The 13175-nt window shown below is 26.4% G+C and carries 10 protein-coding genes; 5 read left to right on the top strand and 5 right to left on the bottom strand.

Translation table 4 applies throughout. The features are described from left to right. Positions 1-160 precede the first annotated feature (160 nt). The 4 genes from gyrB (at position 161) to JN03_RS09570 (ending at position 5404) form a co-directional block, all read left to right on the top strand. Positions 161-2104: a DNA topoisomerase (ATP-hydrolyzing) subunit B gene (gene gyrB, locus JN03_RS02475; RefSeq protein ID WP_134076662.1), complete on the top strand. Its 1944-nt coding sequence runs from the start codon at positions 161-163 to the stop codon at positions 2102-2104. 25 nt (positions 2105-2129) lie between these two features. After that, positions 2130-2879, top strand: a complete 750-nt coding sequence (locus JN03_RS09580; protein ID WP_134076661.1) for a phosphotransferase — start codon at positions 2130-2132, stop codon at positions 2877-2879. Between the two features lie 137 nt (positions 2880-3016). After that, positions 3017-4459 carry a hypothetical protein gene (locus tag JN03_RS09575; protein WP_254735441.1) on the top strand — a complete coding sequence of 481 codons (1443 nt, stop codon included), beginning with the start codon at positions 3017-3019 and terminating at the stop codon, positions 4457-4459. 3 nt (positions 4460-4462) lie between these two features. Further along, positions 4463-5404 (top strand): hypothetical protein, encoded by a 942-nt coding sequence (locus JN03_RS09570; protein WP_134076660.1) that lies wholly within the window; start codon positions 4463-4465, stop codon positions 5402-5404. Positions 5405-5489: 85 nt separating this feature from the next. On the opposite strand, the gene lysS is transcribed toward JN03_RS09570, so the two are convergent. The 5 genes from lysS to JN03_RS02435 all read right to left on the bottom strand — a co-directional run bounded on the left by lysS (position 5490) and on the right by JN03_RS02435 (position 10677). Continuing rightward, positions 5490-6962: a lysine--tRNA ligase gene (gene lysS, locus JN03_RS09565; RefSeq protein WP_134076659.1), complete on the bottom strand. Its 1473-nt coding sequence runs from the start codon at positions 6960-6962 to the stop codon at positions 5490-5492. Positions 6963-7110: 148 nt separating this feature from the next. Beyond that, the gene (locus tag JN03_RS09560; RefSeq protein ID WP_036440471.1) at positions 7111-8019 is read right to left on the bottom strand and encodes a hypothetical protein; all 909 of its coding nucleotides are present in this window, start codon (positions 8017-8019) and stop codon (positions 7111-7113) included. 14 nt (positions 8020-8033) lie between these two features. Beyond that, a complete protein-coding gene (locus JN03_RS02445) occupies positions 8034-8972 on the bottom strand; it encodes a replication initiation and membrane attachment family protein (protein WP_036440474.1) in 939 nt (312 codons plus the stop codon). A gap of 194 nt (positions 8973-9166) precedes the next feature. Continuing rightward, a complete protein-coding gene (locus JN03_RS02440; protein WP_134076658.1) occupies positions 9167-9970 on the bottom strand; it encodes an HAD-IIB family hydrolase in 804 nt (267 codons plus the stop codon). 23 nt (positions 9971-9993) lie between these two features. Continuing rightward, the gene (locus JN03_RS02435) at positions 9994-10677 is read right to left on the bottom strand and encodes a potassium channel family protein (RefSeq protein WP_036440479.1); all 684 of its coding nucleotides are present in this window, start codon (positions 10675-10677) and stop codon (positions 9994-9996) included. A 941-nt stretch (positions 10678-11618) separates the two neighbouring features. On the opposite strand from JN03_RS02435, the gene JN03_RS02430 reads away from it, so the two are divergent. Then, positions 11619-13172 carry a TrkH family potassium uptake protein gene (locus JN03_RS02430; RefSeq protein ID WP_036445057.1) on the top strand — a complete coding sequence of 518 codons (1554 nt, stop codon included), beginning with the start codon at positions 11619-11621 and terminating at the stop codon, positions 13170-13172. Positions 13173-13175: the final 3 nt, after the last annotated feature.

The following is a 13175-nucleotide window of genomic DNA, read 5'->3' as shown; positions in this document are numbered from 1 at the left end:
TATTGTAGGATTTTTCTACTTATAGTAAGGTATAAATTTCAAAAAATTTAATTAACCATAAGCATTAAAAAATCAGGGTTTTGCTTTATAATTTATATATTAATTTAATATATAAATTACTTACATTTATATTTGATAATTAATTACGAAAGGACTATATATGAGCAAAGAAGAAGATATAAAAAAATATGGTGCCGATAATATTCAAGTCTTAGAAGGACTTGAAGCCGTTAGAAAACGTCCTGGTATGTATATTGGCTCGATCGGTTTTCGTGGACTTCATCACCTTGTCTGAGAAATAGTGGATAACTCAGTTGATGAAGCTATGGCTGGATATGCTACCCAAATTAGTATTAAATTGCACCCTGGAAATATTATTGAAGTAACTGACAATGGTCGGGGAATGCCAGTCGATATTCACCCAAAAACTAAAAAATCTGCTGTTGAAACTATTTTGACTGTATTGCATGCTGGTGGAAAATTTGACAGCAGCAACTATAAAGTTTCTGGTGGCCTTCATGGTGTTGGTGCTTCTGTAGTAAATGCTTTGAGTGATTTATTTGAAGTTTGAATTAAAAGAGATGGAAAACTTTACTACCAAAAATACACCAAAGGTGGAAAACCTGCAAAACCATTGCAAGTAATAGGTAATGCTGAACCTGGTGAAACTGGAACAAGAATTAAATTCCATCCAGATTACACTATTATGGACAAAGTTGATTTTGACTTTGGAACAATTATTGACCATACCAAACAAATTGCTTATTTAAACAAAGGTTTAAATATTGCTTGTGAAGACATTGAAAAAAATGTTTTGAGAAGTTATTGTTTTGAAGGGGGAATCATAGATTATGTTAATGAACTTAACAAAGGTAAAAAACTTACCATTCCTAATGTAATTTATGCTGAAGGTGAATTCAAAGAAAAAACAAATAGCGAAAACTCTGTTATGGTTGAAGTTGCTATGCAATACAATGAAACTTATACTTCAAACATAGTTTCTTATGCTAACAACATTCAAACTGGTGATGGTGGTACACACGAACAAGGGTTTTACGATGCTTTAACTAGAATTTACAATAACTACTCAGAAACCAATAAATTATTCAAAAACAAAGATGAAAAAATATCAAGAGAAGATGTTAAAGACGGACTTGTTGCTATTATTTCAATCAAGCACACTGATCCTATTTTTGAAGGTCAAACAAAGGGCAAACTAGAAAACAAAGATGCCCGTATTGCAACTAACAAAGTTATTTCGTTAGTTCTTGAAAAATACATGGCAGAAAATCCTGACCACGCTCGTGCTATTATTGATAAATGTTTAATGACCCAACGTGCGCGTTTAGCTGCAAATGCTGCTCGTGAAGCATCAAGAAAAAAAGATGGTCTTGATATTGGAAACTTACCAGGTAAATTAGCTGATTGTACTTCAAAAAATGCTGAAATTAGTGAACTATTTATAGTCGAAGGTAACTCTGCTGGTGGTTCTGCTAAAATGGGTAGAGATAGAATGACTCAGGCGATCCTTCCACTACGTGGTAAGGTAATTAATGCTGAAAAAAATAATTTTGAAACTGTACTATCAAACAAAGAAATTGCAACTATTATCCATGCACTTGGTACAGGTATTACTGATGAATTTAACATCAATAAATTAAAATACCACAAAATAATCATTATGACTGATGCTGACGTCGATGGTGCCCACATTACTACATTATTGCTTACATTCTTGTACCGTTATATGCGTCCATTAATTGAATATGGATTTGTATACATTGCGCAACCTCCACTATATAAGATTTCTTCAAACAAAAGCACTTATTATGCCTACAATGACGCACAAAAAGAAGAAATACTTGCTAAATTAGATGACAAAAAATCAGTTGGTATTCAACGTTATAAAGGTCTTGGTGAAATGGATCCAGAACAATTATGAGAAACTACAATGGACCCACAAACTAGAAAAATGTTACAAGTTCAAATTGATGACCTTGCAAGATGTGATGCAGTATTTACAACATTGATGGGCGAAGAAATCGAACCACGTCATGACTTTATCCAAGAAAATGCTAAATATGCAGAAAATATAGATATTTAATTGCTCATATATATTTATATTAAAAATGGAACTTATAGAAAACCAAGGGTTTACTAATAAAACTTATAAAGATAAACAAAAAAACGAATTTATAAAAATTAAAACTTATGATGGGTTTAATCACAAAATTGATTATACTCTTTTGAATATTTTTCCCTTTTGCCCAAAAGTAAAACAAAACACATCTGAAAAACTTGTTACTGACTGAATTGATGGAAATACTTTATCAAGTCAAAATATAACTGATGAACAACTCACTAAAATAGGAAAAATATTAATTACACTACATAACTCAAAACAAAAGTTTCCTAAAGAAAATCAATTAGCTCGTAGATTTAAAACTTATTATAAAAAAATAAGTGAATTAGGTAAAAAAGTTGATGTGGTTAATAAGTATTACAACAAACTTAATTTATTTGTAAAAAACATTGATTGTTCTGCGCCTTGCCATAATGACTTGTGATTATTTAATATGATAGAAAATCAAAATGGTATTTATTTAACTGACTGAGAATATGCATCTATGGGAGATGTTCATTTTGATCTTGCTTATTTCATTGAAAGTAGCAATTTAACACCAGAACAAGAAAAAGTATTTTTCAAGGCTTATGGTGATGATTATGAAGAAAAGTATTTATTGGTGCATAAAATAATTGTAAATGCACTATTTGTATTGTGAAATAATTCACATATTAAAAATATATTCGATGACACTCCTTATAACAAAAGGATTGAAAAGTATATGAAACTATATACTGAAAAATATAATCAATAAAGAAAAAAATCAGAAAATAATAAAGATTAAATCAAACATAAAAATTATTGACAATATATGAAACTAATTGTCAAGTTCAAAGAAGAATAATATAGGACTATTTATAAGAGCATTTATTAATTAAAAGAAAGAAACTTATGAAAAAAAATAATATTTCTTTTGAAATCAAAGAAATAATAACAGAGCTAAAAGGAAAGTTTGGAAGTCAAGTAGTCTCAAAAATTAGAGACATAAGATTTTATTATGAAGGCTTTCATAATAAGACTTATATTGGAAAAATCGATGGTGTCTGAGTACAAATTAGAATACCTAAAAAAGTATTAAATGTAAATTATGAAAATGAAACAAAAATTGTTTCTGAATTTAAAGATTATCTATATTTCAAAGATGGTTATTTAATAAAAAAATGATTTCCAGGTCAAGATTTATTTAAAGTGAATTTAGATGAAAAAGTTAGAATTTCAATCTATAAATCAGTTTTACATTTTAGTAAAATGCATGTAAATGTTGATAAATTCAACTGACTTGCTTATCCCATAAAAGACCAAAAGTTTTTAGACATATTAGAAAAATATAAAGATGAAGAATTAGTATTAAGCCATAATAACCTTAAAAAGCATAACATTCTAATTAATAAATATGGTTTTATAAAACTTATTGATTATGAATTTGCCGGCTATAATTCAAGATATGTTGACCCTGTAACACTACATTTATTTTTTGACATTGATAAAAAAGAAATCATAGAATTCTTCAAACTTGATGAGGAAAAATTTGAAGATTATATTTACTTAGTTCAAACATTTAATCGCAATGCTTATAAAACAATTTATTCGAAAGTAAAAGCTCCACAAAATAGAATTACTGATTCATTTTTACAAATAACTAACAAAGATTATTCGATTTCTAATCGTTTCATTGTTCAAAAATATCATAACCAATTTGATAATCGTTTAAATTTATCAGTAATTGAAGATTTATATTTTGTTCCGACTTGTGTTTATGAAGATAAAAATAAAATCATCTGAAGATGATTAAATTGTTATCATATAAACCAATTTCAAAATTATCATATTAAATTACTTGCTCATGCTATGAGAACATTACATGATAGTAAAAAGGAATTTCCTTCTTATATCCTTAAAGATAAAATTGATTGATACATTAGCAAAATTGATTTAGAGTCACTTTATCAAGAAATTGGTGGCAAGCCAGTATGTGATAAGATTTTGGGTTGAGTTTCGAAAATTATAGTTGATGCTAATTGTCATAACAATCTTGGTCTTGATAATGTATTATTTACTGATACAAAAAATATTTATATTATTGATTGGTCAGTAGCTTATAGAAATAATAGATTCTTAGATATAGCTTATATGTTTGAAAACATTGGTCTTGGAAAAAGTGGTGAAAAACAATTTTGAATTTATTATGGTATTAATGAACCACAAGATTTTTATAAATATAGAGTAATTAGTCATTTTACAGCATATTTATATAATAAAATATTAAATGGCGATTATACAATGGCTGGTGTAAATATGCAAAGAATAACAGAGATATTAAAAGACCAAGGATAAGTTATGGCAACAAGTGAAGAAGAATTTAAACCCTCAGATATAAACGAGATTATAGAAGTAAGTGAATCTGAGAAAAAAGATGAAAAAAAACTAAAGCGTAAGAAAATTCTTTCTAACGTATTTGTTTTTACTACCCTTGTAACTTCTTTAGTTGCTGTGATTGCAATTCCACTTGCTATAAATAAGAAAAGGAAGATTAAAAGAACTAAATCATTTTTTGATGGTGATTTTTCTAAAAAAGTTGAAGCTAAAGAAACCGAAACCATAAAAGATAAAGAATATCAATTAGAAATCAAAAGCGAACCAAAAGTAAATATTGCTTCTAAAGTTTTAAATGATAAAGACAATATCTTACGTTCAAATATTGCTTGAAAGCAATATAATTTGCCTTTAATAAAATCATCAAAAAATATAAATTTCTTAAATGATAAAGCTTCTAAGTTTTATCCATTTTGAACTAGAATTCAAAATAATCCTAAAGAATATCCAGGTTATAATTTAATTAATTATTATGAAATCACTTCCAATAAAATTACAATTAATCACACTAATTTATTAAACTTCTTGACACTTTATTATGAAGATCAATACAAATCAATTACTGATTTTAAAGAAAAAAGCAAAATAGTAAAACAAGAAATTAGTAACTTTAATTTTTCTAATGTTCAAAATATTTTCAATAATTTCACCTTTGCTTATCAAAAAGATAATGAAGTGTTTTTTAAAGATTTAAAACAAGGTTATGATGGAATAATGGTTAATTCATTTTTAGATGAAGTAACCAATCACATAAAAGCTTTTAAGACTAAGTTTCAAGCTAAAAACGCAACCTTCGAATTCAAAGAAATTAACTTTTCACTTAATATTTCATTTAACTCTGAAAAAACTAAAATAACAGAAATTTTCTTTAATAATAAAGTCATTTTAAAAGCAATTATTGAATAAGGTTCTAATTTTCAATAAAAAGCTTATAGAAAGTAAAAAAATAAGTATTAAGTTGGCAAACAAAATACTTATTTTTCATCTTTTATTATTTATTATTTAAATCTTTTAATTGTGGGAATAATAGAACTTCACGAATAGAATCATTTTGGGTTAGAAGCATTATTAATCTATCAATTCCAATGCCACATCCACCTGTTGGAGGAAGACCATATTCAAGAGCGTTGATGTAATCTCAGTCAATTTCGTTAGCTTCTTCATTTCCTGATTCTTTTTCTTTCAATTGGTTTTCAAAACGTTCTAATTGATCGATTGGATCAGTTAACTCAGTGAACATATTAGCAAATTCTTTTTTATTTATAAATAGTTCAGCACGCAAAGTAAATCTAGGATCTTCAGGATCTTTTACGGCCAATGGACTTATTTCAATTGGATGACCATATACAAATGTAGGTTGAATTAATGTTTCTTCAATGTATTTTTCAAATAGTTCATTAATTAAATGCCCTAGTTTGTAGTAACTTTGTCATTTAATGTTATGCTTCTTAGCAAGTTCTTTAGCATCTTTATCATTTAATTTACGTAGATCAATTCCTAGTTTTTCATTTAATGCTTCTACAATGTTCAATTTTTTGAATGGACTTGCAAAAGAAATTTTTTCACCATTGAAATTAACAGTACTAATGTTTAGTTTTTTGGTAATGAATCTAAATAATTCTTCAGTTCTATCCATCATACCTCAAACATCTGAGTAAGCTTCATAAAATTCTATTGAAGTAAATTCAGGGTTATGGGTAGTATCTACACCTTCGTTTCTGAAAATTCTACCAATTTCATAAACTCTTTCATATCCACCAACAATAAGTTTCTTTAATGGAAGTTCAGTTGCAATTCTTAGATAAAAATTATGGTTTAATGCATTATAGAAAGTAACAAAAGGTTTGGCAGCTGCTCCACCTAAAATAGGATGTAATACAGGAGTATCAACTTCAAGGTAATCTAAATTATCAAAATATTCACGAATAAGCTTGATGATTTTAGTTCTTAAAATAAATGTATTTCTTGCTTTTTCATTAACAATAGTATCAACATAACGGTGTCTATATCTATCTTCAATGTCAATTAGCCCATGGAATTTGTCTGGCAATGGTTTTAATGCTTTTGTTAATAAAATAATATTGTTTGCTTTAACCACTAATGCATTAGTATGTGTTTTTGAAACACTACCCTCTACTGAAATAATGTCGCCCAGGTCAAGTTGTTTAAGAATGATTTGTGATTGTTCATTAATATTTTTTTTGTCACAATAAATTTGCATTGTGGTTCTTTTATCTTGGATAACCAAAAAAGGACCACGTTGCGCAATAACACGACCATTTAATATAACATTAATTGCTTTTTTTTCTAATTCTTCTCTTGCAAAATTTTGATATTTTTCTTCTATTTCAATACAAGTTATTGTTGGTTTTACTGTTGAGTTAAAAGCTTTAATGTTTTGCTCAGCAAGTGAGGGAATTTTATTCCGTCTATTAGTTTCCTGTTCTGTAAATTTTCTTTCCATAATTTTTCCTTTATATAAGAGTTATTTTGCTTTTAAGTTAATAAAATTTAAGTGTTTAAATAATACCAAAATAAAAAGTGTTAAACATAAATTTATTTATGTTTTTATTTATTGAAAAAATTTTGATTTTTACCTAATTTTACTAATTTTAGCTTTTTGGTTTAGATACAAATTTGGTTGTTAAGCGTAAAATAGTTTTCTTCAAAAATTTTTCTAGTTTATTTGCACCAGTATCAAATTTTTGGTTTGTACTTGAAGCATAAGTTAATAATGAATTTGACTTACTTATATCAATGGGTGTAGATACAAATATAGGTTTATAATTTCTTTCACGTTCTAAAAATATATTTAGCAGGTTATCTAAAAATCATTCGGGTTTAGTCCCAATACCAAATTTATCAAGGATTAAATAATCTACTTCTTCTAAATATGAATTAATGTCATTTATTAGTTGAACATTTTTAGCATTGTTGAAGTAAAAACTATAAAGGTTATTAGCTTCTATGAAGGCAACGGTTCTATTTTTATTTGTACCATATAAAACAGCAAGATATTTCAAAATATTACGTGCATCTGAAATATTTTCATCAATTAATAATAATCCTAAATTGCTTTTCTTCTTTGAAGTTAGTTCTGTTATGAATTCTTTTAATCCATAAAAATTTTGCATACTTTTATAAGCATCTTCTAAAATCTTTTTTGATTTCTTTTTATTGGTATAAAAGTATTCTTTTAAATCAGCATCGAGTGCAGTTATATTTGTAAGTCAGAAATTTTGCAAAAGTTTCTGTCTTTTAAAATGAGTTACATTGCTAATGTCCATTTCAATTTCATTAAATTCAGAAACATATAATTTTCATTGTGGATCTTTTTCATTGTAATATTTTTGAATAAAGCCCATTCCATTATTAATTTGAGATTCAGTAAGGTTTAATGAAATTATTAATTCCTTAACTCTTGGATCATTAAGAATTTTCTGTTTTTCTTCTTCTCGATTAAATTTATATTCTTCTGAATTGGTATTTATATCAATTGTTGGTTTTGTGAAGTCTTCCATAAAAATTCCTTATTTTAATCTCAACCGAATTCGCCGCTAATCGCAAGCATTTCTTTTTCAATTTTATCTTTATCGCCGGGTTTTTTTGAATTTTGACTACTTTCTTTTTGATCAGACAAAACATAGTTAAAGTGGCTTTGTTGATTTTGAAGCTTGTAGTTAATTGCAAAGTTTAATTCAGAATCAATTTCACTAAATTTAAGTAAATTACGTTTAGCATAATCTTTGGCTATTTTTAAAATATAGTTAGGAACAATTGAATTATTTATCTTAACCGAATAGTTGATAAATAAGTTAATTCCAGCATCATCAAAATTCAATTTCTTAAGGTTATTAATTAATACTAAATGCTGTTGTGTGGCTTTTTCGTTTGTTATATATTCGACATATTTTTTTGAATCTAGGTTCTTGCAAGCTTCATGATTATTACTTGCAACAAAGTTGAAATTTACTTCAAAATCATCATCAGCACATTCTTCAACTTTGAATATTTCATAGAATTTCTTTGATACATCATTAGCAGATTTTGTGTCATATTCATAAAATGCATTTTCAGTAACAAGTTGTGAATAAAGTTCATTACCAATTTTTGAAATAAGGGTTTTAGACATCAATGTGTTTTTGGTGAACTCGTTTGCTGTCATTGGTTTTTTGATTTCAATCAAAATTTCATTATTGTTAAAAAGATAAGTTTTAACTAAATTACATGCTTCAAGTTTTTCTTTAACTTGGTAAATTTCTTCAATTGAAATTTGCATTAATTTAGATATTTTTTGAAAATCATATTTTTTATTATTTTTGCTTGTCTTATCTAGTAAAGATATATCAACTAGCAAATGATATAAAATAGTTGCTCTATTTCCAATTATTGGAAAATAAAATGCACGAATTATTGATAAATCTTTATTTGTTATTTCTTGAGAATTCTGTAAATAGAAAATATTGTTTATCATAAACGCCCCTTATTAAAATGCATATATATTTATTTTAATTAATATGTAGTATTAATTTATTTTAATTAACTAAAAATTTTTAGTATTTATTTTGGTTCACAAAGTTATTGACAAGTTAAACAAAAAAAATGCTCTTGATATAAGGGGTAATTTTTTATTTATCAATAAAATTATGAGAATAAAATGTCAATAACTTAATTTTTTTCTAGTTCATATAATAGTTTTCCAAGTCCTGCTTTTTTGAAGTGAGGTCCAATATATACAGCCATTTTTTTTACATATTTCTGCGCATTTTTCATTGCTACAAAATTCTTTACATGCGGAAATACTGCTAAATCGTTTCCTGAATCTCCGATGTGAACTGCTCTTGAAGGATCTACATTAAGCAATTTACATACATAGTGATCTCCGAGACCTTTTGTTGCATTGAAATTTGTTATTTCAAGAGCATAACCTTTTGAAACTATTTGAATTGACAAGTTAATGAATTTTTCCATCAACATATTTCTAAGTTTGATAATACCTTTTTTACTCTTACCAAAGGTAAGAATTTTAGTGCATTCCTGAATCTTGGGTATGTTTTGGTAAGTTTCACGTCTTATATTTTTAGCTCATGAACTAATGAAAAATAATTTAACTGCTGTTCCATAAATAACATTTCCGCTATTGAAAATAAAAAGCATCTTTTCTTTTTGCAGAAATTCTGATATTTTAGAAACGTCATCTTTTTCAATTATGTATTTAACAACTAGTTTATTGTCTTGATCAACAATAACACCACCATTTTGACAAATAACATAAGGCGAACCAATTTTTTTTGCTAGGTTCATAACAAATTCTGAATTGGATCTACCAGTGGAAATAACAACTGGTGTTTTTTTGCAAACAGTTGAAATCATTTCAACGTTTTTAGAACTTATCTTTTGAATCTTTTTTGGAAGGTCTAATGCAGTTCCATCGAGGTCAATAAAATATACTTGTGGTTTAAAGTCGATCATAATAACTATTTTCCTAAATTGAATTATTTTTCTTGTGCAAAGATTTCAAACACTTGTGTAACTGATTCAGTAGTTCCGATAAGTGTTATTAAATCATTTTTTTCTAGTTTAAAATTACCGCTTGGAAGGTGGGATTCACTGCCACGTTTAACTATAACAATAGAAACTTCATATTTTTCACGGAAATTTAATTCAGCAATTGTTTTGCCTTCAAGCGATGAATTTTTAACATAAGTTGATCCAGTAACATATCCATCTTGAAGTTCAACAAGCATTTGTGAATATAAAGTAAAACTTGGGTTAGCAACGAGAAGAGCTGTTTTTTTACCAGCTTCATCTTCTGGGTTTATGATGCTGCTTACACCAATTTGTTTTAAAACATTAGCATGCCTTTTTGAAGTTGCACGAGCAATTATTTTATTTGTTCCAATTTCACATAAAGCGGCAACAATTTCAATGTTGTCGCTTGTTGCTACAATAACAACATCAAAATCAATAATGTTAATAGCTTCTAATGTTTTTCTTTCACCAGCATCTGCAACATAAATAGCATCTACTTCATCTTTATAAGTTAATAACTGTTTTTCATTTGAATCAACTAATGCGAGTTTTATTTTGTGATTTTTGTCTTCTAGTAATTTATCAGCAATGGTACTTCCAAATCTACCTAAACCAATAATACATATATCACGAGTTCTATTTTTCATTTGTCCTTCTTTATTTTAAGTTAAACAATAAGCTGCGTAATTTTGTATTAATAATTATAATTTATAATAGAAATATAAGTTATAAATTTGTTTTTGTAGGGATTAAATTATAGTATCTTTAATTAACTTTTTTTGAATTCAAAATATGTGATGTTATTATAAAAAGCAGGTAAAAAAATAGACTAATAAAAATTTAAAAAATATCTTTATGTAAGTGCTTTTTTTGAAATTTATTTTTATAAAAAATATTACTTTTGCAATTAATTCATCAGTAATAATATTCATAAATTAAGTTTCTATTTTGTGGTTATAATTACAAGATATCTAGAATCAAAACATACGAAAAAGTTATGAAAGATTTAGAACAAAACTAGCTTAATTAATTGACGATTATTTTGTATTGTATTTATTGATAAAATATTATGTTGCAGAAGTATATAAAACCATAGTAAATACAAAGTTATAAAAATGCAATTTTTTGCTTTATATAAAGAAAAATTTAAAAAAACAAAATAAAACTATACTAAATAAATGTTAGTGAAATTAACTATTATTTTAAAGTTGAATTAACAAAAAAATATCTGGAATAAATTGGTTTTATTGTATAGAATCTAATAAATAACTACATATATTCACTTTTCTTTTTAAATAAATTTATTCCATTGTTAACATCTTAAAAAGCTAATACAATTTTATACTCATATATATACTGAAAAAAATATGATTTTTTAATGTAAAAATAGTGTTAAAAATTATGAGATATTATGTTTTATGGTAGTATTTTTTGCAAAATTTCTTGCATAAAAATCATTTCATCAACTAATTTTATTTTCAAAAAATATATTAGATTTACCAAAAAATCTAAGTGTAATATATATGCAAAGCATATATATTTACCACAAAATTTCTTATTTTTTTTAAAAGTGTATATAATATTGCGCATGAAAAAGGAACATAAAATTAAAAGAAATTTGAAATTCTTTTTGTGATTCAAAAAAATAGGTGTCATAAAATACATTTTTTTGATTTATTTTATTGTTATCTTATTAATTTCTCTACTTTTATATTGACCTATTACTCATAGCACGTATCTTGAACAGTTAAGACAATCTGGGAAGATACGTTTTAATTATTTTGATGCAGTTTTTATAGCAGCTAGTGCTTTTAGTAACACTGGACTTTCAACATTTCCTATTAGTAGCTACTTGAACACTTTCGGACAAGCATTAATTGCAATTAGTATGTTACTCGGTGGGCTTGGTATCTTCACATTGAAAGTTTATATATTCCAAACTTTATTTGGAATTAAACTAAACATCTTCAATTCTGAAGTTACACAAGTTGAACGTGGCGGACAAAATCCTGGACAAACTAAGAGGATAATTACTGTATCAATCACTTTCTTATTAATCACTTTATTTATTACTTCTATTGTTTTCATATTAATTTTCTACTTATCACCTTATGGAAAATTCTCGGATAGTAAATGAGCGCAAACTAGCAATGTATTATTTAATCCTTATGAAAAAGAATTTAGAAACCCAAAAGGTAATCTTGATCTTTCGTTTAGATATGGTATATTCCACGCAATTAGTGCAATAACTAATTCGGGATTTGATATCATTGGTGAAAAAAGTTTGGCTCCATTTAATCAAGAATATGCTTTACAACTATTTACATTAATTTCGATTTTCATTGGTGGAGTAGGATATCCAGTTATTTATGATGTATATCGTAAAATTAAAAGTCTTAAAATAACTGAAAAGAATTACAAAATAACTTTATTTACCAAACTTACTTTGATTACTTATTTAATAGTTTCATTTTTTGGGTTACTGTTCACATTCATCTTTGAATTAATAAATAAAAATACAAATGGTTTTTGAAAACAAGAAAGTTATGGTAATAATTTCTCAAAAACATTTGCAATCTTTTTCCAAACATTTTCTACTCGTTCAGCTGGATTTACAACCATTGATTATTACCATTTCACACAACAATCAGTATTGGTTCATTCAATTTTGATGTTTATAGGATTTTCACCAGCTTCAACTGCCGGTGGGATTAGAAATATAACAGTATCAATAATCTTTTTAAGTGTAGTTTCTATGCTATTAGGTAAAAGAAGCATTAACGTCTTTAAAAGACAAATTGGAAAAGAAACTTTCATCCGTGCTGTTACAATATTCAGTATTGGAATCATATTAATTACTTTAAGCACTTTGATTTGCTATTCAACATTTAATTTATTTGACTCTGAAACAAATAAAAAATATGAAATGACGCATGTATTATTTGTAGTATGTTCGGCATTTGGTTCCTGCGGTTTTGATGTGGGGCTTGTACCAAGTATTAATAATTTTGGAAAAATTATTTTAATAGCCTTAATGGTAATTGGACAACTTGGTATTCAACAAACTCTATTAATTTGAGGTAAAAACCGTAAGAGAGCAGAATACTATCATTACATATATGAAGATGTAGTGTTAGGATAAAGG

The sequence above is a fragment of the Metamycoplasma hyosynoviae genome, from assembly GCF_004365165.1.
Lineage (GTDB): Bacteria > Bacillota_I > Bacilli_A > Mycoplasmatales > Metamycoplasmataceae > Metamycoplasma > Metamycoplasma hyosynoviae.
This window is presented reverse-complemented; position numbering and strand designations above follow the sequence as displayed.